Raw genomic sequence first — 26,998 nt, 5'->3', positions numbered from 1 at the left:
ATCTTTACAAAACAGATAGATATAAAAATTTAATACCATGTCCCATCAAAAACACTCAGCATGGTATCGGACGTAATCCATGGCATTACCGATGCATCATACCCATCAAAATACCACGGTCAAACCGTGCTTGGCGTTGCCAGACATTGCCAAAAATGACTAAGCCAAAAACAAAAAAAGTCCGCAATTACGCGGACTTAAGTATGATTTAGTGCCTGTTAATGCCAGACCTTTCTTAAAGGAGGATTATTCCCACTCAATTGTTGCCGGTGGCTTACCTGAGATATCGTAAACAACGCGGGAAATGCCATTCACTTCATTGATGATGCGATTAGATACCTTACCTAGGAATTCGTATGGTAAGTGTGCCCAATGCGCGGTCATAAAGTCGATCGTTTCTACGGCACGTAGCGAGACAACCCAATCGTATTTACGACCATCACCCATTACGCCAACCGAGCGAACAGGAAGGAAGACCGTGAACGCTTGCGAGACTTGGTTATACAAATCAGCAGCGTGTAATTCTTCAATGAAGATTGCATCAGCGCGGCGCAGTAAATCACAATATTCTTTCTTGATTTCACCTAAAACCCGGACACCCAGACCCGGACCGGGGAATGGATGACGATATAGCATGTCGTATGGCAGGCCGAGCTCTAAACCAATTTTACGCACTTCATCTTTAAATAACTCACGTAACGGTTCAACCAAGCCCATTTCCATATCTTCTGGTAATCCACCCACATTGTGGTGAGATTTAATCACATGTGCTTTACCCGTCTTAGAAGCGGCAGATTCGATGACATCCGGATAGATGGTCCCCTGCGCAAGCCATTTGGCATTTTTCAATTTACTGGCTTCTTCATCAAAGACTTCAATGAACTCGTGCCCGATTACTTTTCGTTTCTCTTCTGGATCTGACTTGCCAGTCAATGCATTAAGAAAACGCTCTTCAGCATCAACTTTGATAATATTCAGTCCAAAATGGTCACCGAACATATCCATCACCTGCTGGCCTTCGTTAAGACGCAACAAGCCGTTATCAACGAAAACACAGGTCAGCTTGTCACCGATAGCACGCTGAACCAACATCGCAACAACCGATGAATCGACACCACCGGACAGCGCCAGAAGGACTTCATCGTCACCGACAGTTTCTTTAATTCGGGCAACCGCATCTTCAATAATTGAGCTCGGCGTCCACAAACGTTCACAACCACAGGCACCAAACACGAAGTTCTCCAGCATTTTCAGCCCTTGCTTGGTGTGGGTCACTTCAGGATGGAACTGCACGCCGTAGTATTTTTTCTCTTCATTTGCCATTGCTGCGTACGGACAAGTATCCGTTTGTGCAACTTGGGTGAATCCCATTGGAATCTCGATGACTTTATCACCATGGCTCATCCAAACATCTAACAGCGCACTGTTATCTTCAGTGACGCTATCACGCAGGCCTTCAAACAGCTTCGATTCCTGAACCACCTGAACCTGAGCATAGCCAAATTCACGCTCGGTCGAACCGGAGACTCTTCCGCCCAATTGTTCTGCCATGGTCTGCATACCGTAGCAAACGCCCAAAACAGGCACGCCACAATCAAAGACATATTGTGGTGCGCGAGGAGAGTTGTCCTCGGTCACACTTTCAGGGCCACCTGATAATATGATGCCGTTCGGATTAAATTCTCGAATGTCGGCTTCATCGACATCCCAGCTCCATAGTTCGCAATATACGCCAATTTCACGAACACGACGTGCGACAAGCTGCGTGTATTGTGAACCAAAATCTAGGATAAGGATCCGTTGGTCATGAATGTTTTTGGTCATGTTGAGTCGTCTTCAAAGAAAAGTTTATAGAACGGAGGCGAGTTTACTCGCCTCTCATGTCATCATCAAGCAAAAAGCAAACGTTTTCGTTGCGGGATTATGACCCTAAACGATAGTTTGGTGCTTCTTTGGTAATTTGAACATCGTGGACGTGGGATTCTTGAATACCAGCACCAGAAATTCGTACAAATTGAGCCTTGGTACGCAGATCTTCAATGGTTGCAGAGCCTGTCAATCCCATACAAGAGCGTAGTCCGCCCATTTGTTGATGAACGATTTCTTTCAGCAGACCTTTGTATGCAATACGCCCTTCAATGCCTTCAGGAACTAACTTATCGGCCGCATTATCCGACTGAAAGTAACGATCTGAAGAGCCTTTTGACATCGCGCCCAGTGAGCCCATACCACGATAAGCTTTATAAGAACGACCTTGATAAAGAACCACTTCTCCCGGAGATTCTTCTGTACCGGCAAGCATCGAACCAACCATCACGCAAGATGCGCCGGCTGCGATTGCTTTACAGATATCACCTGAGAAGCGGATACCACCATCCCCAATCACCGGAATATCATATTCATTGGCAACTGATGCTGCATCACCGATGGCTGAAATTTGTGGAACCCCAACACCAGTGACAATACGAGTGGTACAGATAGAACCTGGGCCGATCCCAACTTTTACCGCACTCACACCAGCTTCAATCAGTGCACGAGCACCTTCAGCTGTTGCAACGTTGCCACCGATAATATCTAAATCAGGGAATGTCGCGCGAGTTTCACGAATCCGTTGCAAAACCCCTTCGGAATGACCGTGAGAAGAATCAATCAACAACACATCGACACCAGCTTCAACCAATGCTTTGACACGCTCTTCATTGCCAGCACCAGCACCGATAGCAGCACCGACACGCAAACGTCCCAACTCATCTTTACACGCATTCGGCGCAATTTCTGCTTTATGGAAATCTTTCGCGGTGATCATCCCTGTCAGTTGGAATTCATCATTCACAACCAGAACTTTTTCAACACGGGCTCGGTGCATTTTTTCCTGAACATCTGCACGATCCGTCCCCTCTTTTACTGCTGCCAGACGTTCTTTTGGCGTCATCACCACAGAGACTTTTTTGGTCAAATCCGTCACGAAACGAACATCACGGCCAGTGATAATACCAACCAGCTCATTATTTTCTGTCACGACAGGGAATCCGGCAAAGCCATGTTTTTCAGTCAGAGCCATAACATCGGCGATAGTTTGATCTGGCTGAACAGTAACAGGAGAAGTCACAACCCCGGCTTCGTAGATTTTGACCTGACGAACCTGAGCAGCTTGTTGCTCGATTGACATATTCTTATGGATAAAGCCGAGCCCACCTTCCTGAGCCAAAGCAATCGCAAGACGAGCCTCAGTGACTGTATCCATGGACGCAGAAATCATTGGAATGTTCAGCGTGATATTTTTGGTTAGCCGAGTTTTCAGTTCAGCAGTATTCGGAAGAACAGTTGAATGGGCGGGGACGAGCAATACGTCATCAAAAGTCAGGGCTTCTTTGGCGATTCGTAGCATTTGCAATATCTCACAGCTAGGGTGTTAAAAGAAATAACCCAATCCCTCAAATGTTTTTATCAAAGTGAATTGGATTTGATATTGCGGAGGGATTATACCGAGCGATGAATCGTTTTACTACACATTTATTCAATTTTTATTTGCAATTACCCCCTTGATATGTATTATATTGCGGCTAATTTCCATTCCTACGGCCACGACATTCTCCTGTGCTATCAGCAAACAACCAAAACATTTATACGGTATCCCGCCTTAATGCAGAAGTTCGTCTGCTCCTCGAACATGAGATGGGCATCATCTGGCTACTCGGTGAAGTATCTAATTTTTCCGCGCCTGTTTCAGGGCATTGGTACTTATCGCTGAAAGACGCTCGGGCACAGGTCAAGTGTGCGATGTTTAAAGGCAATAATCGTTTTGTCTCCTTTAAGCCCCAAAACGGACAGCAGGTTTTGGTCAGAGCACGTCTGTCGTTATACGAGCCGCGAGGCGACTATCAGTTAATTATTGAAAGTATGCAAGCCGAAGGTGATGGACGGCTACAACAAGAATTCGAGCAATTGAAGCAAAAGCTCACCGCGGAAGGACTATTTGCTCCCGGCAATAAGCAACCTTTGCCTGAGCATCCACAATGTATCGGTATCATTACATCCAAAACCGGTGCCGCACTGTTTGATATTCTCGATGTATTGAAACGCCGTGATCCGACACTGCCTGTGATTATCTATCCGACGATGGTGCAGGGAGAAGATGCTGCAATTCGAATCGCCCAAGCGATTGGCCGAGCCAACGCCCGCCAAGAGTGTGATGTGTTAATCGTTGGACGCGGAGGCGGCTCTCTGGAAGACTTGTGGTGTTTTAACCATGAGATTGTCGCCCGAACAATCGCAGCCAGCCAAATCCCGATTGTCAGTGCAGTCGGCCATGAAATTGATATAACTATTGCAGATTTTGTTGCCGACGTGCGAGCTCCGACACCTTCAGCCGCAGCCGAGCTAGTGAGCCGCGACAGTAGTGATAAACGGACCGGTCTGCTCAATTATCATCACCGTCTGAACCAAGCGATGCGTTACTATCTGGCAGCACAACGTCAGAAAAGCCAGACGCATCAGCATGCCTTGGAAAAACAACACCCAAGTTATCGTCTGGAACGACAAATTCAGCAGATAGATGAGTTGAGTATTCGCCTGCAACAAGCCATGCAGCATTACTTAACCAGACATTCGCAAATGGTAGAGCGAACCACTAATCAACTCAGATACCACTCTCCACAACAACAGATCCAGCAACAGCATTATCTGCTGAAAAAATATGAACAGCGCTATATTGATGCGATAGAAAGAAGATTGCTCAGCTCACGCCATCAACTGGCACTCGCAGCCGAGACATTGGATGCTGTCAGCCCGCTTTCGACGTTGAGACGAGGTTACTCCGTCACTCAAAACCAGTCCGGTCAGATTGTCCGGAGTCTGAACGATGTCAAACTCGGTGAATGCATCACCACCCGCCTCACTGATGGCACGATTCGCTCAACCGTCATTCAGTCTGAGTAGGTTCTATCCCTCAGCGTCTTGTCCTATCGGTTGAAATATCAATCGCAGTTTAGGATTTCGTTTTGACTTCTGCTCATGACACTGTGCACAAAAATAGCTGACCGCGCCACAGGCTTGCAGCCGCTCCAACTCAGTTTGGCAATCAGGACAATAAGCGACTTTACGGTAATGTATCGCACATACCGGGCAATAATACTGTCCATCCCATTCAAGTTCTTCATCACACGCTGGACATTGATTCAGGCTCATCCTTTCTCTCTCTTTTCTGGAATAGAACGATTTCACTCACTGTCGATCTGCTCTGCATCTCAGATTTGTATACCGGATCGTATATGGAAAAAGATCAGATCTGAAAACCGTCGGTTGATTGTATACTCCGTGAAACAGACACATATAAGTATTTGCCTGTATTGGTAAAAAAGATGATAACGTAGATCCAGGCAACAAAGAATAAGATCTTTGCTTGATCTCATGCTTTATTCACACTGATCAGCGATCAATACCAAAAAGAACATTTATATAACCACACACCGAAAGCATAAGTTACATGTTCTGTTTTTGAATTTTAAACGATATATTATAAATTAATAACCGTATTAAAAACCCACATAAAGGATTTCATAAAAAGATCATACACCTTACATTGCCTGTTGTTTGTAAAAAATTGTTGGTGACAGAGACCAAACCCCGGACATGAAAAACCCGGCTTGATTGCCGGGCTCTCGATACGTCTGATATAACGAAAAACTATTTCTTGCGATGCTTCATCATCGACATCAACCGTTTTTTCTGTCTCTCTTGAGACATGGTTAACTTAGAAGACTTATTCTCATACGGGTTCTCACTGCTCTGGAACTGGATCCGGATCGGTGTACCCATAATCTCCAGAGACTTACGATAGTAATTCATTAAATAACGTTTGTAAGAGTCAGGCAACTCATTGACCAAGTTTCCGTGAATGACAATAATCGGCGGGTTATAACCACCGGCATGGGCATACTTTAATTTGACGCGTCGACCACGTACCATCGGTGCCTGATGATCTTCCGTTGCCATTTTCATAATACGAGTCAATATCGATGTGCTCACTCGCGTTGTCGCTGATTTGTAGGCCTCTTCAACAGACTCAAACAAATGACCAACACCAGTGCCATGCAATGCTGAAATAAAGTGAATACGGGCAAAATCCACAAATCCCAGCCGACGATCGAGCTCTTTTTTCACTCGATCTTTAACATCAATATCCAATCCATCCCACTTGTTCACAGCGAGAACAATAGAACGTCCGGCATTCAAGGCAAAGCCAAGCAAGCTCAAATCCTGATCAGAGATATTTTCCCGTGCATCGATCAACAGCAATACAACGTTTGCATCTTCAATCGCTTTCAGTGTCTTAACGACAGAGAATTTTTCTACGGTCTCATTAATGCGTTTACGACGCCGCACTCCTGCCGTATCAATCAAGACATATTCACGCTCGTGACGTTGCATCGGAATATAGATCGAATCGCGGGTGGTTCCGGGCATGTCATAAACAACGACGCGCTCTTCACCCAGAATACGGTTAGTGAGTGTTGACTTACCGACATTGGGACGACCGATAATAGCCAGCTTGATCGGCTGCTCTTGCAAGCGCTGATACTCAGCTTCTGCATCTTCTTCGGTATAATCCTGGATTGCAGGGGGCTCAACGGTTTCGATGTCGGTCAGGTCTTCGATTTCAGCCTGTGCTTTTAACGATTCAATCGTTGGTGTCAAAACCCGTTCAATCAGTGCACTGACACCTCGTCCGTGGGCTGCCGCAATTTGGAACATCTGCGTCATCCCCAACTGCCAGAATTCAGCGCTGGCAGCATCGGCATCAATGCCATCGACTTTATTCACAACCAGAAATGACGTCTTTTCAATTTTACGCAAATGCGATGCAATACCGTCATCTGCTGGCGTTAATCCGGCACGGCCATCGACCATAAATAGCACAACATCTGCTTCTTCAATTGCAGCCAGAGATTGTTGTGCCATTTTGCTTTCTACACCCTCTTCACCACCATCAATACCACCGGTATCAATCACGATGAACTCTTGCTCGCCTATTTTGGCATGACCATACTTACGGTCTCGGGTCAGACCGGGAAAGTCTGCAACCAATGCATCGCGAGTACGGGTTAATCGGTTGAATAATGTAGATTTACCGACATTCGGACGCCCAACCAGCGCAACAACAGGAACCATAACAACCTCTAAATCGTTCAATGCTCTGTGCATGACCACATGACGGCGTCAATTCATTTTGATGAATTCAGTCGGTATCACACAAAGCAAAACTGCTTGGAAAAAGCAGTTTTTCAAAACCACAATAAAATGGCTCCTAACTGTTTCCAGCCAGGAGCCGATTATAAAATTATATCACGAATTCTTAGCGGATCGTCAGTTTCTTCAGATCGCCATTTCGAGTGATCGACAGATAACTACTGTCTGGCAAAGCAATCGGAGAAACAGCAAATCCACTGCTATCAACAAACTGCTGAGCAACAAACTCACCACTATTCCGGTCAATCCAGTAGAGGTAACCTTCACTATCGCCAACAACAACATAGTTACTGATCACGACGGGCGCAGTCACCAAGCGATGTTCGAGTTTACTGTTACTCCACAACTCTGTTCCGCTACGCGCATCAACCGCGACAATATGGTCTTCATCTGTCGCGATAAACAAGTGTCCGCCATCAGTTGCGATATTTTTTGCTGAAGAATAAGTCCGTTTCCAGACTGGCTTTCCAGAACGAAGATCAATATCAACCAGTTGACCATTATAGCCGATAGTATAGAGAGAATTACCGATGACCAGTGGTGACGAATCAACATCAACGAGCCGATCAATCTCTGTTGCCCCTTTCGGTATCCCGATCGGTTGTTGCCAAATCATTTGTCCCCGGGACGTAATCGCGGCAGCCAGCCGTCCGCTGGCCGTTCCCCAGAATACACCGCCAGAGACAGCCACCGGTTCACTCACACCGCGCAGTGTCAGGTTCGGTACTTCGGTACTAATCACCCATTGTTCTTTACCACTGCTTTGATCCAGTGCCGTCAAATTGCCATTGCTGGTATTGATGATTAATAGATTACTGTCAGTTGTCGGGGGAGCCAGAACTTCACCACCAATGTTCTGCTTCCACTTCAGTTCACCGCTTTTCGCATCCAGCGCGTAAACCACCCCATTTTCACTACCAACATAAATCTGGTTAAATCCAGACTCAATGCCGCCGGCCAAACGAATAGGGTCATCAACTTCAAGATCATGATGCCAGAGCTCTTTACCATTTTCAGGATTCAGCGCTTTGACTAAACCATCGCGGTCTGCAACAAAAATGGTGTCATAGGCATATTTCGGCTTGAGTTTTGAGAAATAATGACCGACCCCACTGCCAACGGAAGCATGCCAATCCGAATGTGGCGTAAACTGACTTTTGACGACAGGAACCGGCGCCATAACGACCGACTCTTCTTCTCCGGAACATCCAACCAACCCGCTCGTCATTACAGCCATTAAAAATAAGTTGCCAAACCACTTTTTCATTCACTCACGCCCTTATTTGGCAAGATCATCTAACTTCATTTGTAATGTCTGGCTGGCATCTTCAGCCTGCTGAGCTTCTGTATAAGCAACATAAGCGGCTTCCTTATTGCCCTGACGCAGCGCAATATCACCTTTCAGTTCGGCAACACGACCAACCCAGCCTGAGTCCGTAATCTGTTTCAAAGAGGCTTCAGCACTCTCATAATTGCCTTGTTCAGCCTGAATCCGGGCAATTCGGTAATCAATTAACGTATCCAATGCTTTATCATCGGTATGCGCTTTGGCCCACTCAAGCTGATCAAGCGCTTCATCCAGATGCTTGGCATCAATCTGAGATTTCGCTAACTGCATGGCTGCCAACACGGCATAGTTACTGTCTGAATGTTGTTCAATGAAACTCTGAACAGTTTTTTCTGCGTCGAGTCCTTGCTGAGAAAGTGAAGCAACCACATCAGAATACTGATGAGAGGCAGCCACCTGAGCATCTTTCACTGATGACTGATAATAATTCCAGCCTAGAATCGCAGCTAAGCCGACAACAGTGCCGACAATGACGGCTTTGCCATTCTCTTGCCACCAATTCTTAATCGCTTCAACTTGTTGTTCTTCGGTATCGTAGAGTTCCACGTTTTTCCCTCTTTAATTAAGCTTCTCAGCTGAACTTCCAACCATCAGCACTTGAAAAAATAAGCCAGTTTTTCAATGATATCTGACTGTAAAACCGTTTCCTGAGTTCCACCATTCAGATCTTTAAAGACAACCATCTGTTGTGCCATTTCATCCTCTCCGAGAACTAATGCAACAGAGGCGCCGACTTTATCAGCCCGCTTAAACTGTTTCTTGAAATTCCCACCACCAAAGTGGTTCATAATACGCAACGTCGGCAATGATTCCCGCACCGACTCCGCCAGTGTCATGCCTGCCGATAATGTGCCTTCGCCAGCCGTTACGATATAGACATCGACTTGGCGTGCAATATCATCGGTCAGTTCCAGCGCTTCAACCATCAGGACCAGGCGCTCCAATCCCATCGCGAAACCAACCGCAGATGTCGCTTTACCGCCCATCTGTTCGACAAGACCATCATAGCGACCACCACCACAAACCGTGCCCTGAGCCCCGAGACTTTCAGTTACCCATTCGAAAACGGTACGATTGTAGTAATCCAGCCCGCGAACTAAGCGCTCATTGACCGTGTATTCGATGCCTGCTGCGTCAAGAAGTTCACATAAACCGGCAAAATGAATCCGAGAATCACTATCAAGATACTCTGACAATTTAGGCGCCTCACCCAAAATCGCCTGAATTTCGGGATTTTTGGTATCCAGCACCCGCAGCGGGTTAGTATACATACGACGTTTGCTGTCTTCATCCAGCACGGATTCATGCTGCTCCAGAAAGGCAATTAACGCGGTCCGGTACTCAGCACGCGCCTCTGGTGACCCGATTGAATTGAGTTCGAGTTTGACATAGGGTGCGATTCCCAACGCCTGCCACATCCGGGCAGTCATCATGATTAACTCTGCATCAACATCTGGTCCATCAAGACCAAACACCTCGACACCACACTGATGGAATTGGCGATATCGTCCTTTCTGTGGTCGCTCATGGCGGAACATCGGCCCCATATACCACAAACGCTGTTCCTGATTATATAGCAGACCATTTTGAATACCGGCTCGGACACAACCAGCCGTACCTTCAGGACGCAAGGTTAGGCTATCACCGTTACGATCTTCGAAAGTGTACATTTCTTTTTCAACCACATCGGTAACTTCACCGATCGCGCGACTGAACAGAGGCGTCATTTCAATGATCGGCATACGGATTTCACTATAGCCGTATGCATTGATGACTTGTTTTACCTTGCCCTCAACCTTTTGCCAGAGCGGTGATTGTGTCGGGAGACAGTCGTTCATGCCTCGAATTGCTTGAATTGTTTTTGTCACAAGGATTACCGTAAATTCATTGATATTAATTGTTGTCTTCGACTTGAGTGACCTGAATGCGATTTTGCTGGTCGAGCATTGACGCTTTTGCCCGAATTTTTGCTTCAAGCTGATGAATTAAATCATCATTGTCGAACCGTTCTTTCTGGCGGATCCCATCTTCATAAAATGCACTTTTGCGGTTGCTACCCGCAATTCCCAAATGTGAAGCTTCTGCTTCTCCGGGGCCATTGACGACACAGCCAATAATCGAGACATCCATTGGTGTGAGGATATCTTCAAGACGCTCTTCCAGTGCATTGACGGTGCTGATGACATCAAACTCTTGACGAGAACAACTCGGACAGGCAATAAAATTGATTCCCCGGGAACGAATCCGCAGAGATTTGAGGATATCAAATCCGACTTTAATTTCTTCTACCGGATTGGCTGCCAAAGAAATGCGCAACGTATCGCCAATCCCCGCAGCAAGCAACATGCCCAGTCCAACGGATGATTTAACTGCACCCGCGCGTGCACCACCGGCTTCGGTGATCCCTAAATGTAAAGGTTGATCGATTTTCTGAGCCAACAAACGATAGGAATCAACGGCCAGAAAAACATCGGAGGCTTTCACACTTACTTTAAATTGGTCAAAATTGAGTCGGTCAAGAATATCAACATGACGCATTGCGGATTCCACCAGCGCTTCGGCTGTTGGCTCGCCATATTTCTGCTGAATCTCTTTTTCTAATGATCCACCATTGACACCAATTCGGATCGGAATGCCTTTATCCCGAGCACAATCTACAACAGCACGAATTCGCTCTTCACGTCCGATATTTCCAGGATTGATCCGTAAACAATCGACACCGTATTCAGCAACTTGAAGTGCAATGCGGTAATCAAAATGGATATCGGCGACCAAAGGAATCGATACGCGTTTCTTAATTTCTCGGAATGCTTCGGCTGCATCCATGGTCGGAACTGAAACCCGAACAATATCTGCACCGACTTTTTCCAGTGAATGGATTTGAGCAACCGTTGCCTCAACATCGGTCGTTCTCGTATTTGTCATCGACTGAACTGCGATGGGAGCACCATCGCCGATAGGAACATCGCCAACGTAGATACGTGTCGAACGGCGACGCTTTATTGGAGACTCATATTGCATATTTTTGTCTAAGGTAAGCTAAATCTGGCTACTTTGCCTGAAGTATACCCAGAAAGGTCAACAGGTTCACCTGCAAATGTCATAGAAACACTTTCTGGAGCCCCTAAAATAACCTTAAATGGCGCTTCTCCCTGAAGCTGAACCGATTGATTCGCTTTTTTCAATCCAATCGCTAACGTTTTACCGTTTGTATCCGTGACGCGAACCCAACAGTCATTCTCAAAATTCATGGTCAAAGCCGTCAATGCAACTGACGATTGTGGTTCATCTGCGGGAGGAGTTGCTGAATCGGAAGCAACCGATTCAGCTGATGCGGTATCGGTTTGATCAGTCCCCCCTTTCTGTTCGTCTTGCGGAGGTTGTGCCGGTTCAGATTCAGTGGCGGCAGTATCATCAGCGGCAGTGTCATCGGCTACGTTTGCTTCTGGCTCTACAGGTGAGACGGCATTCTCAGCATCGGATGACTGAGTCAGATCACGTACCGTCGTAAAGTCATCACTTTTCTTCTCTCCCGACGAACCCGCGACTTGATCCTGTTGTGATGATGTCTCGGTCTTAGGCGGAATCAGTGTGTCCTGTTTTTGGTTTTGATACCACCAGACCGATGAAATACCGATCACAATGGCAACAATACCAACCGTAATCAGATTAATCCGGCTGTTATGCTGCTCTCGGGTCGTTTTTCTTGAAAAGCTAGTCATCAATAAGTCAGGGGCAGTCACACCACAGTAATGATCATACGCTGCGAGTATTTCCGGCTCATCAATCCCAACCAGTTTGGCATAAGAACGAACATAACCTCTTGTAAATGTTGATACCTTGTCGATATCAAAATTATTTTCCTCGAGCGACTGTATAATCGTCAGACGTAGCCGAAGCTTGTCCGCGATCTGCTTTTGAGTCAGCCCTAGCGATTCGCGCTTCTGTTTCAGAAGTGTGCCGGGGCCTATCTGGTTATCTTCTTCTTTTACTATTTCTGATTCTGTCATCACGTAGCGTCTATCTCTTGTCTCTTTGCTGTAACCCTATAATAAGCATTGCGCTTTATTGATTTTAGTTCTTTTGGGATAGCTTATTTCCGTTCCAGCACAAAATAAAGTTTATCTTAGCGTCAAAATTATCAGTAACTCAAATGATTTTGATACGCACAGTGTCATTCTAAAGGATATTAAAACTGAAACAACAATGAATTAAGGAAGAAGACTCGGTCAAATCTAAGTTTTTCGGAAAATTGACACAAAATAGGGCTAAACGCTGGGTGAAACAGGCAAGAAGACGACTTTTATCAACTCATCGCACTTCTTGAGCAGAGAACAAATATACGCTCAGAAAACATCAAGAAAGGAAGTTAAGCATATAAAATGACGGATATTTCGACGCAGAGCCGTTTTAATCATAAAAAATAAACGCCTGCGTCAGAGAAAATCATCAGTCATAGCAATCAGAGAACCGCTTTAATCGGAATTGCATTGTCCTGCTCAGTTAATAACCGAGTCCGTTTGGTCCGATCAATGACATCTCCGACAAGCTGACCGCAGGCTGCGTCAATATCATCCCCGCGCGTTTTACGGACCGTTACGGTGTATTCATGTCCCATTAAGGTCTTCATGAATCGATCAATACGGGAATTGCTTGGTTTCTGATATGGCGATCCCGGATAAGGATTGAATGGAATCAGGTTAATCTTACATGGCGTATCTTTCATTAATTCCGCCAGTTCGTGAGCATGCTCAGTCCCGTCATTAACATGGTCAAGCAGAATATATTCAACCGTCACTTTGCCACGGTTCGCATTTGACGAGGCGATATAGCGACGCACAGAGGACAGAAAATCCTGAATATCCCACCGATCATTGATCGGCATGATGTCACTTCGTAACTTATCATTCGGTGCATGAAGAGAAATCGCCAGCGCAACATCAATCCGTCCGGTCATTTGTTCCAGTCCGGAAACCACACCAGATGTGGACACCGTCACCCGACGCTTGGATAACCCGAATCCGAAGTCATCCAGCATAATCTCCAATGCCGGAAGCAGGTTTTTCATATTGAGCAAGGGTTCACCCATGCCCATCATCACAACGTTAGTGATAGGACGCCGGCCGGTCTCTTTTTCCATACCGACTTCACGTGCAGCACGCCAGACTTGCCCGATAATTTCAGAAACGCGTAAGTTACGGTTGAACCCTTGTTGCGCTGTAGAACAGAATTTACATTCCAGCGCACAACCAACCTGAGATGACACACATAATGTGGCCCGATCATCTTCCGGGATATAAACGGTTTCAACATCTTGGTCACCGACCCGCATCGCCCATTTGATCGTACCATCCGATGAATGCTGAGCTTCTGAAACCAGTGGCGCTTTAATCTCACAGCGGTTTTTCAGCTTTTCTCTCAGCTTTTTATTAATGTTGGTCATCAGTTCGAAGTCATCACAACCAAAGTGATAAATCCACTTCATGATTTGATCAGCACGAAATGCTTTTTCGTTCAGCTCTTCAGTAAAAAACTGACGTAAAGCTGTACGATCAAAATCAAGCAGATTAATTTTTTGTGTGGTCATGGCGCCTCTCAGAAAAACCGTACATCAAATTCAGGGCGCGAATTGTACAGCCTTTGAGCACTGACAACAAGCCCTATGAATAAGCAACAAAACCCCGCTTAAAGCGGGGTTTTTCATTACACATTTCAGTCATAAACAAGGTTCAATTACGACAGAGATACTCTTGGACAGATTTCTGAATCAGGGAAGAAAAAAGCGATTTCCCGAGCAGCAGAATCGTCACTATCACTACCATGAACAGAATTCAGACGCATATTCAGTGCGTAATCCGCGCGAAGTGTGCCACAAGCGGCTTCTTCCGGGTTAGTTTTTCCCATCAGCTCACGATAGCGAGCAATAGCGTTTTCACCTTCAAGCACCTGGACCATGATTGGTCCGGAAATCATAAACTCTTTTAGCGACTCAAAAAATGGTTTGCCTTGATGCTCAGCGTAGAAACCACTCGCCTGCTCTTCAGTCAGATGCACCATCTTCGCTGCAACAATCTGCAATCCGGATTTTTCAATACGATGATAAATTTCACCAATCAGATTACGCTCTACAGCATCGGGCTTTATGATAGAAAACGTTCTCTCTAACGCCATAAAATTGTCCTTTCTTTCTCTATTGTTATTCAAATATCAAGATCTGAATTTTATTTTAGTCAATCAATAAACGAGCCAAAGTACGAATACCAATACCAGTCGCACCCGCTGCCCACTTATCCGTGGCTGATTTACGGTAAGTCGCGGCACAATCGAAATGTAACCAGCCTTTGCGGTAATCTTCAACAAAATGCGACAAAAATGCAGCTGCGGTACTGGCTCCCGGCGTATAATCAGAGGAGCTGATATTCGATAGATCGGCAAAACTAGAAGGCAACATGTCACGATGGAATGATTCCAATGGCAGTGGCCATAAACGTTCACCTTCCATTTTTGCAACAGAAAGAGCCTGATGACTTAAGGTTTCGTCAAAACTCATCAGAGCATGATAGTCAACACCTAATGCGGTCTTCGCAGCCCCGGTCAATGTTGCACAGTCAATGATCATCTCTGGCTTTTGTTCACTCGCATAAATCAAACCATCGGCCAACACTAAACGCCCTTCCGCATCGGTGTTCATGATCTCAACCGTTTTACCATTCTTATAGGTAATGATATCGCCCAATTTCAGTGCGCGTCCGGACACCATGTTTTCTGCACAGCACAGAATCAGTTTCACCCGTTTATTCAAGCCGCGTAAAATCGCGAGCCCTAAGCCACTGGTGGCCAACGCAGCCCCACCCATATCTGACTTCATTGATGCCATGAAGTTCGAAGGTTTCAGGCTATAACCACCCGAATCAAATGTAATACCTTTGCCGACAAGGCAGGCATACACAGGGGCATTCTCATCACCCGTTGGATTGAAATCTAACTGCAGCATCGCTGAAGTCCGTTCAGAGCCGCGCCCGACAGCAAAAATGCCTTCCCAACCATCAGAAAGTAAATCTTTATCTTTCACAATACGATAAGAAACCAATTCAGGCGCGAGAGACTTCACAAACTCAGCAGCCACCGTTGCCAACTGCCGAGGGGCAACCTCTTCAGCACTTTTATTAATGACATTTCTTGCCCAGTCAGATGTTTTGATCCGAGCTTCTAGTTCTCGCTGATCGTCTTCAGCAAGCGCTTCCCATGTTAATGTGTTTAATTTTTTCGGATCACGATATCCTTGATAAAAAGCCCAGATTCGCTCTAAATCCCAATCACTGCCAATTAATGAAATATTGCATAAGCCTTGCCCATCCATTTTTCGGGCGGCTTTCTGAATCGTCGCTAGCGGGGTAGAGAATGGATCGATATGAATCGTCACACCGGATTCGGAATAAGAAACTGTCGCCTTTTCTCCCCACTGTTCAGGGGCTTTCTCTTGGCTAATTGATACTGACATATTTACAGACATGGCCTCTCCTTGTCTTTCTTCACTTCTTGCCACTTATTTTTCTGGTTCACTCAGACAATTTACCATTATATCTGGCAAACATGTCAAATTGATAAAAAGCGGATCTGTAAAGATCCGCTTTTGACGAGATTTATTTTACAAGCACGCTTCATGCAAGGATGGCAACATTAATCGACTTCGTCCATCCAACACAGAATAATTGCTTCCAGAATTTTTTCATTCGAATGATTTGGATCATCATCAAAATCATCCAAATCCATGACCCATTGATGTAAATCGGTAAAGCGTACATTTTTCGGGTCAACATCAGGATAAAGGTCGCATAGTTCGATAGCAATATCCCGTGAATCAATCCACTTCATCATTCGTTCCTATCAGCTACGGTGCAACAGTCAAATCAATGCTCTTCCGCTGCATGGTTCAATGTATATTTAGGGATTTCAATCACCAAGTCTTCATCGGTCACTTTCGCCTGACACCCCAAACGAGACTCAGGCTCAAGCCCCCAGGCCTTATCCAGCATATCATCTTCCAGTTCATCACTTTCACCGAGTGAATCAAACCCTTCCCGAACGATAACATGACAGGTTGTACACGCACATGATTTCTCACACGCGTGCTCAATCTCAATCCCATTTTTCAATGCCACATCAAGAACCGATTCTCCGGTTTCTGCCTCAAGGACAGCACCTTCAGGACATAGCTCTTCATGAGGTAAAACAATAATCTTTGGCATGTTTGTATCTCAACTACTCAATATCATCTACAGATTGACCAGCTAATGCTTCACGAATTGATTTATCCATACGGCGTGAAGCAAATGGCTGACTCACTTTATCAATATCTTTGATGCCCTGTTCAATTGCATTGGCATCCTCACCATTTCTCAAAGCAATCAGCGTTTCAATCGCTCTCAGGAGCTCAGCTTTCTCTTGCTCATCCAATAGTTCATCACCATCAGCCTGCATTGCTGCAATTAACCCTTCGATCACACGGTCCGATTCAACACGCTGTTCCATCAGCGCCCGGACCTGCATGTCTTCGGCTGCATAAGCCATTGAATCTTTGAGCATCGAGGCCACTTCATCATCACTTAAACCATAAGACGGTTTCACCTGAATCTCAGCCTGAACCCCCGTACTTTTTTCCATGGCGGTGACAGAAAGCAAACCATCAGCATCAACCTGGTAGGTAACCCGGATGTGTGCAGCACCAGCCGTCATCGGTGGGATCCCTTTTAAAGAGAAACGCGCCAAAGAGCGACAATCCGCAACCATCTCCCGCTCACCTTGCACCGTATGAACCATCATTGCAGTTTGACCATCTTTAAACGTCGTGAACTCTTGTGCCCGGGCAACCGGAATCGTTGTATTACGCGGAATTATTTTTTCCACTAATCCACCCATGGTTTCAATGCCCAACGACAGTGGAATGACATCTAACAACAACATTTCCGAATCCGGTTTATTACCAGCCAGAATATCCGCTTGCGTCGCGGCACCAATCGCCACAACTTCATCGGGATCAATACTGGTCAGCGGCTCGCGACCAAAGAATTCACCAACCATTTCCCGGACGAATGGGGTTCGGGTCGAACCACCGACCATCACCACTTCGATCACTTCATCCGTATCGACCTCGGCATCTTTCAATGCGCGGCGACATGACATCAGCGTCTTTTTCACCAACGATTGAATCAGAGCTTCAAATTGTTCACGACTCAATTGCCCATGCCAGCCAAGCACTGAAATATCAACGGATTCAGCGTCCGATAAATCTACTTTTGCCTGTGATGCGGCATCTAACAATGTGCGATATTCTTCAGCATTGAGCGGATGTTCAATGCCGATGCATTCTTTGAGATGTTCTGCGATCAGATGATCAAAATCATCCCCACCAAGGGCAGAATCTCCGCCAGTCGCCAGAACTTCAAACACCCCTTTTGACAAACGCAAAATAGAGATATCAAATGTCCCACCACCAAGGTCATAAACCGCGATTACCCCTTCACGTCCTGAATCCAGACCATAAGCAATCGCAGCGGCGGTTGGTTCATTCAATAAACGTAACACATGGAGCCCGGCTAACTGTGCTGCTTCTTTTGTTCCCGCGCGCTGGGCATCATCAAAATAAGCAGGCACTGTAATCACTACACCCGCTAATTCGCCACCAAGTGATTGTTCGGCACGATGTGCCAGAGTTCTGAGAATATCGGCAGACACCTGAATCGGGTTTTTCTCGCCATGTTCTGTTTGAATGACAGGTAAGCCATTCTGGCTCGATTTAAACCGATAAGGTAAATGAGGATAACGTTGTTGAACGTCATGCAGTGAACGACCGATCAGTCGTTTCACGGAAATAACTGTATTTTCAGGATCTTGCTGAGCTTTCTTTCGTGCATCAACACCAACGATAACTGCATCCTGGGCATAATTCACCACTGAAGGGACAATAGACCGTCCATGTTGATCGGGGAGCGTTTCAGCAGTACCACTCCGGACCGAAGCCACCAGTGAGTTTGTTGTACCTAAATCAATGCCTGCAGCCAGCTTATGTTGATGAGGTGTTGCACTCTGACCAGGCTCAGCGATTTGCAGTAATGCCATAGGGCTTTCCTTTGTTCTAAACTAGCCGAGAAGTTTCTCTTCGGCGCGTTCGATTTCATTTCTTAGTTTGGCAATAAATTTGAGCTTTCGGACAGTGTCCGCAGCCGATTCCCAATGGGATTGCGCCAGTTGTTCTTTCAGGGTCGTCAATTGTATTTTGTACATTTTGCTGACTTTCCCTTCAAAATCGAGCAGTTGTTCCTGAGCATCTGCCACACTTTCAAGCGTTTCCAACTCCTCACGTAACAACATCTGTTCCATCAGGAATTCAGGATCCTGCATGGTCTGTTGTTCACCCCGAAGTTCAATGCCATGGAGCATTAAAAGATACTCAGCTCGACGGATTTCATTTTTCAGCGTCTGGTAAGCATCATTAATTTCTGAAGCTTTCTGGACCGCAACTAAACGCTCACGCTCTGACGCTGTGGCAAAGTTATCTGGGTGAAAAGTCTTTTGCAACGCTCGGTACTGAGAAGAAAGAAGGCTACCATCCAGATCAAACTGAGTTGGTAGCCCAAATAATTCAAAATAATTCATGTTCATATCAGTCCTGATTCATCGGCTATCCAATTCAACATTCATCAATCCTGACTTCCGATGTCTTAAACATTAAAGCTTTCACCACAACCACATTCACTTTTGACATTTGGGTTGTTGAATTCAAAGCCTTCGTTCAATCCTTGCTTCACATAGTCTAACTGAGTGCCGTCAAGATAAACGAGACTCTTGGCGTCAATAATAATTTTCACACCATGATTTTCAAAGACTTGGTCTTCTTCTTCATTGAGATCATCAACAAACTCCAGCACGTACGCCATGCCAGAACAACCTGTTGTTTTAACACCCAAACGCAAGCCGATCCCTTTTCCACGATTGTCTAAAAAAGAACGAACGCGATCAGCTGCCGTTTCAGTTAAGGTGATGGACATACAACTCTAACCTCAAATCTAAGTGGGTTTCAGAGGGAATCCGTCGACTCCCTCAATCGATTATCAATGCTCGTGTTTTTTCTTATAATCCGCAACAGCTGCTTTAATCGCATCTTCTGCAAGAATCGAGCAATGAACTTTCACTGGTGGCAACTCAAGCTCTTCAGCGATTTCAGCATTTTTGATCGCTGCCGCTTCATCAACCGACTTGCCTTTCACCCACTCGGTAACTAATGAGCTGGAAGCAATCGCACTACCACACCCATATGTTTTAAATTTCGCATCTTCGATGATGCCTTCCGATGAAACTTTGATTTGCAGTTTCATCACGTCACCGCACGCAGGCGCACCTACCATACCACTTCCGATACTTGGGTCTTCTTTGTCAAAAGAACCAACATTGCGTGGATTCTCGTAGTGGTCAATTACTTTATCACTATATGCCATGATGATTACCTCATATCCTCTATCGCTGCGAAGAAATTAATGCTGAGCCCACTCAACGGAACCCAAATCAACGCCTTCCTTGTACATATCCCATAGAGGAGACATGTCGCGTAATTTATCTACAGCTACACGGATTTGCTCGACCGCGTAGTCTACCTCTTCTTCCGTCGAAAAACGACCAAATGAAAAACGAATTGAGCTATGAGCCAGTTCATCGTCCATCCCCAGAGCGCGCAATACATAAGATGGCTCTAAACTGGCAGAAGTACATGCACTACCAGACGAGACGGCAAGGTCTTTTAACGACATCAGTAACGACTCACCTTCGACATAAGCAAAACTAATGTTCAGGTTGTTCGGCAGACGCTGTTCAAGATCACCGTTGACCGTGACCGCTTCCATCCCTTCAAGGCCAGTTAACATCCGATCACGTAACTTTTTCGCATGATCATAGTCTTGTTGCATTTCTTCTTTGGCGATTCGGCAAGCTTCTCCCATACCAACGATCTGATGCGTAGGGAGCGTTCCTGAACGGAATCCGCGCTCATGCCCGCCACCATGCATTTGCGCTTCAAGACGAATGCGAGGTTTACGACGAACATAGAGTGCACCAATCCCTTTTGGACCGTACATCTTATGCCCAGATAAAGAAATCAGATCAACCTTGATTTGTTGGACGTCAATCGGAAGTTTTCCGGCCGACTGCGCAGCATCCACATGGAATACAATTTTATGTTCACGGCATAACTCACCGATAGCTTCAATATCCTGAATCACACCGATTTCATTGTTCACATGCATAATGGAGACAAGAACCGTTTCATCACGCATAACCGCTTTCAGCTTGTTGAGATCGATCAAGCCATTTGGCTCAGGCTCAAGATACGTCACTTCAAAGCCTTCGCGTTCAAGCTGACGACAGGTATCCAGGACGGCTTTATGCTCGGTCTTACAGGTAATGACATGCTTGCCTTTCTTACCGTAAAAATGAGCAGCACCTTTAATCGCAAGGTTATCAGACTCTGTCGCACCTGAGGTGAAAACAATTTCTCTTGAATCGGCATTCAGCAATGCTGCGATCTGCTCACGAGCCGTATCCACAGCTTCTTCTGCCTGCCAGCCATAGCGGTGAGAACGAGATGCCGGATTACCATAAATACCATCAACCGTCATGTACTGAACCATTTTCTCAGCAACACGATGATCAACCGGACATGTCGCTGAATAATCAAAATAAATAGGCAGTTTCATTTTCTACTCCAATGTAAAACTAGCAATTATGACCGAGCATTCGCTCTAAGAGACACGGGTTCGGCTTGTACCGAAGGCGGCTTCTGCTGCGTGCGTCCCTGATTGATTGCAAGGTCTACATTCTGTCGATCTGAAATTTCTATTACTTCGTTATCATTCATCAGATCACCCAGTGTGATATTATTGAGAAAATCACTAATACGAGAACTTAGATCGCACCAAAGTGTATGTGTCAGACAACGAGTTCCGCCCTGACAATCGCCTTTCCCTGAACATTTGGTTGCATCGACGGATTCATCAACAGCACCGATAATATGTCCGATAGAAATCGCATAGGCTTCGGAGCCTAAACGGTATCCGCCTCCCGGTCCTCGGACACTTGCAACCAATCCGGCTTTACGCAGTTTTGCGAACAACTGCTCCAGATAGGACAAAGAAATTCCTTGACGCTCGGAGATATCAGCCAGCGGCACTGGATTTTGTTGCGAATGCAGAGCCACATCAAGCATGGCTGTTACTGCATATCTTCCTTTTGATGTTAATCTCATAATCACTTGTATCCACACCGTTTATGTGGATAGGAGTGTGTCATACCCGACTAAATAGGTCAAGTATTTATTTGACCTATTTAGTCGGGTATTTAACCACTCGATAAAAACGGTTATTTCGCGCATCGTTCAATCGATGTCAAAATACCTCTTAATATGTTGATTTCCTGAGATTCCGGGCGGGCACGACTAAATAAACGACGTAATTTATTCATTACCAGGTTGGGTTGTTCTTCGGTAATAAATTGGGTCTGATACAGCACTTTCTCTAGGTGCTGATAGAATCGTTCTAACTCATCATGACGCGGATACGCTGACGGTGCTTCCTGGGGAAAAGCCTGCGCTTGCCGATCCAAATTGGCGACACGAATCTCATAACAAAGCGTTTGTACCGCCATCGCCAGATTCAAAGAGCTGTATTCCGGATTCGCCGGAATCGCGACATGATAATGGCACTTCTGTAATTCTTCATTCGTCAGGCCCGTTCTCTCCCGACCAAACACTAATGCAACCGGTGCTTGCTCCCCTTCCTGCACAAAACGTTCTCCGCACGCTCTCGGGGTCAACATGGGCCAAGACAGTGTTCTCGAACGAGCACTACTGCCAACCACTAACTGACAATCTTCAACAGCGGCTTCGAGGGAATCAACGACGATTGCATTTAACGCAATGTCACTGGCACCAGCAGCCATTGCAATAGCCTGAGCATCAACCTCACATTGAGGCGCAACCAAAACCATCTGGCTGAATCCCATCACTTTCATAGCCCGAGCCGCTGAACCGATATTACCTGAATGAGAAGTGCCGACGAGCACGATTTTCACTTGACTGAGCATGGGTGATTCTACTTTATTGATTATGGGATGACGACATCATTGATAGCTGTCGATGTTATCATAAAGCAGATAAAAATGGTCAGGTTCTGAGTGAAATAATCCCCTATAGAACATCATTTAACCACTTCCTTTTCTGAATATCTCTGGTATACTTCAGCCCGCTTTTTTCGTTCTTTAACATCCGTTGGGAAACCCGTATGCATCCAATGCTTAATATCGCTATTCGTGCCGCACGAAAAGCTGGCAACCATATTGCTAAATCACTAGAAAACACTGACAAAATTCAGTCTACTCAAAAAGGTACGAACGATTTCGTAACGAATGTAGACCAAGAAGCAGAGTCTATTATTATCGACGTGATCAAAAACTCTTATCCAGAACATGTCATCATTGCTGAAGAAAATGGCCTGATTGAAGGAAAAGATCAAGACGTACAATGGATCATCGACCCACTGGATGGCACAACCAACTTCCTCAGAGGAATACCTCACTTTTCTGTATCTATCGCAGTCAGTATCAAAGGCAGAACAGAAGTCGCCTGTGTTTATGACCCAATGTTGAATGAACTGTTTACCGCACAACGTGGTTCAGGCGCACAGTTGAACAGTTCCCGAGTTCGCGTCAATGCGCTCAAAGATTTACAGGGTACTGTGCTGGCAACCGGTTTTCCTTTTAAACAGAAACAGCACGCTGAATCTTACCTAAAAATTGTCTCTGCTCTCTTCACTGAATGTGCAGACTTCCGCAGAACCGGCTCTGCCGCATTGGATTTATGCTACGTTGCCGCGAATCGTGTCGATGGTTTCTTTGAACTGGGATTGAAACCATGGGATATGGCAGCAGGCGATCTTATCGCTCGTGAAGCCGGGGTTATCGTGACAGATTTCGCAGGCGGCACAAATTACATGAAGTCAGGCAATGTCGTGGCATCAAGCGCCAAAGGAGTCAAAGCAATCCTGAAGCATATCCGTGAACAGGGTAATGATGCGATTCTAAAATAGTCATGGCTTGAATGCTCTAAACATAAAAAAACCGCTGATTGATATCAGCGGTTTTTTTTAGCTCAATGCGCGCTAAGGGCGTTCATCAAACTCCGCACCTTCCTTCTCAACTTGCGGTTGAAGTAAGTGCTCACGTTTAATCCCTAGTTTTAAGGCCAGCGCAGAAGCAACGTAGATTGAAGAGTATGTCCCGACAGTGATACCAAGTAACAGTGCCAGTGCAAACCCGTGAATCATCGCCCCACCTTTAACAAACAAAGCAATCACCACAAATAACGTCGTAGCGGAGGTAATTAAAGTCCGGCTCAGCGTCTGTGTAATTGAATTATTCATCACTTCATCAGATTCTCCTTTCCGCATTTTACGGAAATTCTCACGAATCCGGTCAAAGACAACGATTGTATCGTTCAGTGAGTAGCCCACCACCGTCAGCAATGCCGCAACGATCGTCAGATCGACTTCGATCTGTAAGAGCGAAAACACACCGAGAGTAATGGTCACGTCATGCGCCAAAGCTAAAACCGCCCCGGCAGATAAACGCCATTCAAAACGCATCGATACATACATCAGGATACAGAGAAGCGATATCAGGATTGCCATCCCACCCGCTTCAGTCAGTTCATCACCCACATTGGGACCGACAAACTCGATACGACGCATTTCAACATGCTGCCCTGTCGCAGTATTGATTGCGCTAATGATCTGGTTGCCTAAAGCTTCACCGGCAACATTATCACGCGGACGGAGGCGAACCATCACATCTTTGGCAGAACCAAAGTTTTGTACCGTCGCATCACCAAAACCTTTCGCTTCAAGCGCGCCCCTGACCTGTTGAAGATCAGCCGGTTGCTCAAAACTCACTTCAATCAGCGTACCACCGGTAAAATCGAGCCCCCAGTTAAATCCCTTCGTCGAGATTGTCACGATAGACGCCACAATCAGTAACGCGGAAAGGACGAAGGCAAACTTCGACCAACGCATAAAGTTGATCGCTTGCTTTGCTTTTAGAATTTGAAACATATCTATTCCCAGCTTTTAATCATGACGACGATTAGATCGACAATTTCTTAATCCGCTTGCCGCCATAAAGCAAGTTCACCACACAACGTGTTCCAATAATGGCAGTAAACATTGAAGTCAGAATACCAATGGACAACGTCACAGCAAATCCTTTGATTGCACCGGTTCCGACCGCAAACAAGATAATCGCAGTGATTAACGTTGTGATATTGGCATCAGCAATGGTGCTAAATGCGTTGGCATATCCCTGATGTATCGCCTGTTGCGGATTACGCCCTTCAACAAGCTCTTCACGAATCCGCTCAAAGATCAGCACGTTCGCATCCACTGCCATACCGACAGTCAATACTATCCCTGCAATGCCCGGCAATGTCATTGTTGCTCCGGGGATCATCGACATCACTCCGACAATCAAGACTAAGTTTGCCATCAGCGCCAAATTCGCAATCAAACCGAACTTGCGATAGTAAAATGCGGTAAACAGCATGACTGCGAGCATCCCCCAGAGACATGCCTGAATCCCCATATCGATATTCTGTTGTCCCATTGACGGACCGATTGTCCGCTCTTCAACAATAGAAATCGGAGCAATCAGAGCACCGGCACGAAGCAGCAATGCCAGATTATGTGCTTCTGCGGAAGAATCGATCCCCGTAATCCGGAAACTACGTCCCAAAGCCGACTGAATGGTCGCTTGGTTAATCACTTCTTCATGCTTCGTCAGGATAATTTTTCCTTTCGGTGTCTTACGACCACTGTCTTTATACTCCGCAAAAACAGTTGCCATCAACTTACCGATATTCTTCTCGGAAAACGCAGCCATTTTGCTGCCGCCTTCGCTATCGAGAGAGATATTCACCTGAGGTCGGCCATATTCATCAGCACTAGAGCTTGCATCGGTAATACTGGAACCACCCAGAATCACCCGTTTTTTCAGCACAACCGGACGACCTTGACGATCAAGCTTGACCTCTGTTCCCGGTGGGACACGTCCGGCGGCAGCCGCTGCCAAATCGACACTGGTATCAACTTGACGGAATTCCAATGTTGCCGTCGCCCCCAAAATTTCTTTGGCACGGGCAGTATCTTGGACACCGGGCAGCTCAACCACAATACGGCTTGCTCCCTGACGCTGCACCAATGGCTCTGCGACACCCAGTTCATTCACCCGGTTTCTTAAAATCGTAATGTTCTGCTCAACAGCATAATTACGGATTTCTTGCAGACGCGTTTCGGTATACACCGCTTTCAGAACATAGCGACCTTGGTTTTCTGTCGCTGAGATGGTCATGTCCCGGTGTTTTGGTTGAAGAATGTTCACAGCCTCATTGGCCTGCTCTTCGTTACGTAGCACAACTTCCAAACGCTTATTGTCAACCGTATGAACCGCACGATAACGAATTTTTGCTTCCCGAAGCTCGGTTCGGAAGGCATCTTCTTCCTGAGTCAGCAATTTGTCCATCGCGGCATCCATATCCACTTCCATCAGGAAATGTACGCCACCGCGTAAATCAAGCCCCAGCTTCATCGGTGTCGCACCGATAGACTCCAGCCAATGGGGTGTCAATGGTGCAAGGTTCAATGCCACGATCATATTACGGTCAAGCGCTTCCCGAATCGTATCCCGAGCACTCAGTTGGGTATCGGTACTATTGAACCGGACAAGAACAGAGCCGTTTTCTAAAGCGGCTGATTTGTAAGAAAGGTGCGCTTTGTCAAGCGATTGGGTGACAGTATCCAGCGTTGCCATATCAACGGAGGCGCCACGCGCCCCAGTTATTTGAACAGCTGGATCTTCACCGTAAATATTCGGAAGTGCATACAATGCAGAGATGGCAATAATCAATGCCACCATCAGATACTTCCATAATGGGTAACGGTTCAGCACAGCGAGGATCCTCTAGCTGTTATAGAGATTTAAGCGTACCTTTTGGCAACACTGCAGTAACGAAATCCTTTTTAATCACAACAGGATTATTCGGGTTCAATTCGATCGTAATGAAATCATGGTCATCAGCAATTTTGATGATTTTGCCAATCAAACCACCACTGGTTAATACTTCATCACCTTTTGCCATCGAAGACATCAGATTTTTATGTTCTTTGCTACGTTTGGCTTGTGGTCGATAAATCATGAAATAGAAGATGACAGCAAACACAGCCAGCATGATCAGCATTTCAAAACCACCACCTTGTGGTGCGCCTTCGCCCGCCGCGTGGGCAACAGAAATTAAACTCATTGAGAAACGTC

Annotated in this window: 26 protein-coding genes; 2 read left to right on the top strand and 24 right to left on the bottom strand. The window is 45.9% G+C overall.

Annotated elements, in window-relative coordinates:
* Window positions 1-246: 246 nt before the first annotated feature.
* Window positions 247-1,824 (bottom strand): glutamine-hydrolyzing GMP synthase, encoded by a 1,578-nt coding sequence (gene guaA, locus OCU60_RS03885; RefSeq protein ID WP_074371373.1) that lies wholly within the window; start codon window positions 1,822-1,824, stop codon window positions 247-249.
* Between the two features lie 97 nt (window positions 1,825-1,921).
* Entirely contained in the window at window positions 1,922-3,388 is a 1,467-nt protein-coding gene (gene guaB / locus OCU60_RS03880; RefSeq protein ID WP_074371372.1) for an IMP dehydrogenase, read from the bottom strand.
* A gap of 209 nt (window positions 3,389-3,597) precedes the next feature.
* Between guaB and xseA the strand changes: the two genes are divergently transcribed.
* Window positions 3,598-4,938 carry an exodeoxyribonuclease VII large subunit gene (xseA, locus tag OCU60_RS03875; protein ID WP_074371371.1) on the top strand — a complete coding sequence of 447 codons (1,341 nt, stop codon included), beginning with the start codon at window positions 3,598-3,600 and terminating at the stop codon, window positions 4,936-4,938.
* A 3-nt stretch (window positions 4,939-4,941) separates the two neighbouring features.
* Here xseA and OCU60_RS03870 read toward each other — a convergent pair whose 3' ends face one another.
* From OCU60_RS03870 to trmJ, 19 genes are all read right to left on the bottom strand, one after another.
* Entirely contained in the window at window positions 4,942-5,187 is a 246-nt protein-coding gene (locus OCU60_RS03870; RefSeq protein ID WP_074371370.1) for a zinc ribbon domain-containing protein, read from the bottom strand.
* A gap of 498 nt (window positions 5,188-5,685) precedes the next feature.
* Entirely contained in the window at window positions 5,686-7,170 is a 1,485-nt protein-coding gene (der, locus tag OCU60_RS03865; protein ID WP_074371388.1) for a ribosome biogenesis GTPase Der, read from the bottom strand.
* Window positions 7,171-7,354: 184 nt separating this feature from the next.
* The gene (gene bamB / locus OCU60_RS03860; RefSeq protein WP_074371369.1) at window positions 7,355-8,515 is read right to left on the bottom strand and encodes an outer membrane protein assembly factor BamB; all 1,161 of its coding nucleotides are present in this window, start codon (window positions 8,513-8,515) and stop codon (window positions 7,355-7,357) included.
* 12 nt (window positions 8,516-8,527) lie between these two features.
* Window positions 8,528-9,142, bottom strand: coding sequence for a YfgM family protein (locus tag OCU60_RS03855; RefSeq protein WP_074371368.1), 615 nt, complete (start codon window positions 9,140-9,142; stop codon window positions 8,528-8,530).
* A 44-nt stretch (window positions 9,143-9,186) separates the two neighbouring features.
* Window positions 9,187-10,464, bottom strand: coding sequence for a histidine--tRNA ligase (gene hisS / locus OCU60_RS03850; protein ID WP_074371367.1), 1,278 nt, complete (start codon window positions 10,462-10,464; stop codon window positions 9,187-9,189).
* A gap of 25 nt (window positions 10,465-10,489) precedes the next feature.
* Complete coding sequence (gene ispG, locus OCU60_RS03845) at window positions 10,490-11,617, bottom strand: flavodoxin-dependent (E)-4-hydroxy-3-methylbut-2-enyl-diphosphate synthase (protein WP_074371366.1); 1,128 nt, start codon at window positions 11,615-11,617, stop codon at window positions 10,490-10,492.
* An 8-nt stretch (window positions 11,618-11,625) separates the two neighbouring features.
* Entirely contained in the window at window positions 11,626-12,606 is a 981-nt protein-coding gene (gene rodZ, locus OCU60_RS03840; protein WP_074371365.1) for a cytoskeleton protein RodZ, read from the bottom strand.
* A 452-nt stretch (window positions 12,607-13,058) separates the two neighbouring features.
* A complete protein-coding gene (locus tag OCU60_RS03835; RefSeq protein ID WP_074371364.1) occupies window positions 13,059-14,183 on the bottom strand; it encodes a bifunctional tRNA (adenosine(37)-C2)-methyltransferase TrmG/ribosomal RNA large subunit methyltransferase RlmN in 1,125 nt (374 codons plus the stop codon).
* Window positions 14,184-14,329: 146 nt separating this feature from the next.
* Complete coding sequence (gene ndk / locus OCU60_RS03830; RefSeq protein ID WP_074371363.1) at window positions 14,330-14,767, bottom strand: nucleoside-diphosphate kinase; 438 nt, start codon at window positions 14,765-14,767, stop codon at window positions 14,330-14,332.
* Window positions 14,768-14,822: 55 nt separating this feature from the next.
* Complete coding sequence (pepB, locus tag OCU60_RS03825) at window positions 14,823-16,109, bottom strand: aminopeptidase PepB (RefSeq protein WP_074371362.1); 1,287 nt, start codon at window positions 16,107-16,109, stop codon at window positions 14,823-14,825.
* 167 nt (window positions 16,110-16,276) lie between these two features.
* Window positions 16,277-16,471, bottom strand: a complete 195-nt coding sequence (iscX, locus tag OCU60_RS03820; RefSeq protein ID WP_021020770.1) for a Fe-S cluster assembly protein IscX — start codon at window positions 16,469-16,471, stop codon at window positions 16,277-16,279.
* A 35-nt stretch (window positions 16,472-16,506) separates the two neighbouring features.
* Complete coding sequence (gene fdx / locus OCU60_RS03815) at window positions 16,507-16,845, bottom strand: ISC system 2Fe-2S type ferredoxin (RefSeq protein WP_074371361.1); 339 nt, start codon at window positions 16,843-16,845, stop codon at window positions 16,507-16,509.
* Window positions 16,846-16,858: 13 nt separating this feature from the next.
* Entirely contained in the window at window positions 16,859-18,715 is a 1,857-nt protein-coding gene (gene hscA / locus OCU60_RS03810; RefSeq protein WP_074371360.1) for a Fe-S protein assembly chaperone HscA, read from the bottom strand.
* A 21-nt stretch (window positions 18,716-18,736) separates the two neighbouring features.
* Window positions 18,737-19,252 (bottom strand): co-chaperone HscB, encoded by a 516-nt coding sequence (gene hscB, locus OCU60_RS03805; RefSeq protein ID WP_074371359.1) that lies wholly within the window; start codon window positions 19,250-19,252, stop codon window positions 18,737-18,739.
* 65 nt (window positions 19,253-19,317) lie between these two features.
* Window positions 19,318-19,644, bottom strand: coding sequence for an iron-sulfur cluster assembly protein IscA (gene iscA, locus OCU60_RS03800; RefSeq protein ID WP_074371358.1), 327 nt, complete (start codon window positions 19,642-19,644; stop codon window positions 19,318-19,320).
* Between the two features lie 63 nt (window positions 19,645-19,707).
* The gene (gene iscU / locus OCU60_RS03795) at window positions 19,708-20,091 is read right to left on the bottom strand and encodes a Fe-S cluster assembly scaffold IscU (RefSeq protein ID WP_074371357.1); all 384 of its coding nucleotides are present in this window, start codon (window positions 20,089-20,091) and stop codon (window positions 19,708-19,710) included.
* Between the two features lie 36 nt (window positions 20,092-20,127).
* The gene (locus OCU60_RS03790; RefSeq protein WP_074371356.1) at window positions 20,128-21,342 is read right to left on the bottom strand and encodes an IscS subfamily cysteine desulfurase; all 1,215 of its coding nucleotides are present in this window, start codon (window positions 21,340-21,342) and stop codon (window positions 20,128-20,130) included.
* Between the two features lie 26 nt (window positions 21,343-21,368).
* Complete coding sequence (gene iscR / locus OCU60_RS03785) at window positions 21,369-21,890, bottom strand: Fe-S cluster assembly transcriptional regulator IscR (protein ID WP_074371355.1); 522 nt, start codon at window positions 21,888-21,890, stop codon at window positions 21,369-21,371.
* A 113-nt stretch (window positions 21,891-22,003) separates the two neighbouring features.
* A complete protein-coding gene (gene trmJ / locus OCU60_RS03780) occupies window positions 22,004-22,726 on the bottom strand; it encodes a tRNA (cytosine(32)/uridine(32)-2'-O)-methyltransferase TrmJ (RefSeq protein ID WP_074371354.1) in 723 nt (240 codons plus the stop codon).
* Between the two features lie 197 nt (window positions 22,727-22,923).
* Between trmJ and suhB the strand changes: the two genes are divergently transcribed.
* Window positions 22,924-23,727 carry an inositol-1-monophosphatase gene (gene suhB / locus OCU60_RS03775; protein WP_074371353.1) on the top strand — a complete coding sequence of 268 codons (804 nt, stop codon included), beginning with the start codon at window positions 22,924-22,926 and terminating at the stop codon, window positions 23,725-23,727.
* A 72-nt stretch (window positions 23,728-23,799) separates the two neighbouring features.
* Here suhB and secF read toward each other — a convergent pair whose 3' ends face one another.
* Genes secF through yajC form a run of 3 tightly spaced genes read right to left on the bottom strand, consistent with a single transcriptional unit; the run spans window position 23,800 to window position 26,987 of the window.
* Window positions 23,800-24,747, bottom strand: coding sequence for a protein translocase subunit SecF (gene secF, locus OCU60_RS03770; RefSeq protein WP_074371352.1), 948 nt, complete (start codon window positions 24,745-24,747; stop codon window positions 23,800-23,802).
* A gap of 31 nt (window positions 24,748-24,778) precedes the next feature.
* Window positions 24,779-26,635 carry a protein translocase subunit SecD gene (gene secD, locus OCU60_RS03765; RefSeq protein ID WP_074371351.1) on the bottom strand — a complete coding sequence of 619 codons (1,857 nt, stop codon included), beginning with the start codon at window positions 26,633-26,635 and terminating at the stop codon, window positions 24,779-24,781.
* A gap of 19 nt (window positions 26,636-26,654) precedes the next feature.
* Window positions 26,655-26,987, bottom strand: coding sequence for a preprotein translocase subunit YajC (gene yajC / locus OCU60_RS03760; protein WP_074371350.1), 333 nt, complete (start codon window positions 26,985-26,987; stop codon window positions 26,655-26,657).
* Window positions 26,988-26,998 lie beyond the last annotated feature (11 nt).

This window comes from Vibrio spartinae, from assembly GCF_024347135.1.
GTDB lineage: Bacteria > Pseudomonadota > Gammaproteobacteria > Enterobacterales > Vibrionaceae > Vibrio > Vibrio spartinae.
Note: the sequence above shows the minus strand (reverse complement) of the source record. Positions and strands in the feature narration are given on the sequence as shown.

Bases quoted from the DNA above. Each gene is read 5' to 3' on its own strand.
- hscB (WP_074371359.1), bottom strand. From the start codon at position 19,252: ATGAATTATTTTGAATTATTTGGGCTACCAACTCAGTTTGATCTGGAT.
- trmJ (WP_074371354.1), bottom strand. From the start codon at position 22,726: ATGCTCAGTCAAGTGAAAATCGTGCTCGTCGGCACTTCTCATTCAGGT.
- iscA (WP_074371358.1), bottom strand. From the start codon at position 19,644: ATGTCCATCACCTTAACTGAAACGGCAGCTGATCGCGTTCGTTCTTTT.
- guaB (WP_074371372.1), bottom strand. From the start codon at position 3,388: ATGCTACGAATCGCCAAAGAAGCCCTGACTTTTGATGACGTATTGCTC.
- hscA (WP_074371360.1), bottom strand. From the start codon at position 18,715: ATGGCATTACTGCAAATCGCTGAGCCTGGTCAGAGTGCAACACCTCAT.
- bamB (WP_074371369.1), bottom strand. From the start codon at position 8,515: ATGAAAAAGTGGTTTGGCAACTTATTTTTAATGGCTGTAATGACGAGC.
- ndk (WP_074371363.1), bottom strand. From the start codon at position 14,767: ATGGCGTTAGAGAGAACGTTTTCTATCATAAAGCCCGATGCTGTAGAG.
- der (WP_074371388.1), bottom strand. From the start codon at position 7,170: ATGGTTCCTGTTGTTGCGCTGGTTGGGCGTCCGAATGTCGGTAAATCT.
- fdx (WP_074371361.1), bottom strand. From the start codon at position 16,845: ATGCCAAAGATTATTGTTTTACCTCATGAAGAGCTATGTCCTGAAGGT.
- secF (WP_074371352.1), bottom strand. From the start codon at position 24,747: ATGTTTCAAATTCTAAAAGCAAAGCAAGCGATCAACTTTATGCGTTGG.
- rodZ (WP_074371365.1), bottom strand. From the start codon at position 12,606: ATGACAGAATCAGAAATAGTAAAAGAAGAAGATAACCAGATAGGCCCC.
- OCU60_RS03870 (WP_074371370.1), bottom strand. From the start codon at position 5,187: ATGAGCCTGAATCAATGTCCAGCGTGTGATGAAGAACTTGAATGGGAT.
- yajC (WP_074371350.1), bottom strand. From the start codon at position 26,987: ATGAGTTTAATTTCTGTTGCCCACGCGGCGGGCGAAGGCGCACCACAA.
- suhB (WP_074371353.1), top strand. From the start codon at position 22,924: ATGCATCCAATGCTTAATATCGCTATTCGTGCCGCACGAAAAGCTGGC.
- guaA (WP_074371373.1), bottom strand. From the start codon at position 1,824: ATGACCAAAAACATTCATGACCAACGGATCCTTATCCTAGATTTTGGT.
- OCU60_RS03835 (WP_074371364.1), bottom strand. From the start codon at position 14,183: ATGACCACACAAAAAATTAATCTGCTTGATTTTGATCGTACAGCTTTA.
- iscU (WP_074371357.1), bottom strand. From the start codon at position 20,091: ATGGCATATAGTGATAAAGTAATTGACCACTACGAGAATCCACGCAAT.
- ispG (WP_074371366.1), bottom strand. From the start codon at position 11,617: ATGCAATATGAGTCTCCAATAAAGCGTCGCCGTTCGACACGTATCTAC.
- OCU60_RS03790 (WP_074371356.1), bottom strand. From the start codon at position 21,342: ATGAAACTGCCTATTTATTTTGATTATTCAGCGACATGTCCGGTTGAT.
- pepB (WP_074371362.1), bottom strand. From the start codon at position 16,109: ATGTCTGTAAATATGTCAGTATCAATTAGCCAAGAGAAAGCCCCTGAA.
- iscX (WP_021020770.1), bottom strand. From the start codon at position 16,471: ATGAAGTGGATTGATTCACGGGATATTGCTATCGAACTATGCGACCTT.
- iscR (WP_074371355.1), bottom strand. From the start codon at position 21,890: ATGAGATTAACATCAAAAGGAAGATATGCAGTAACAGCCATGCTTGAT.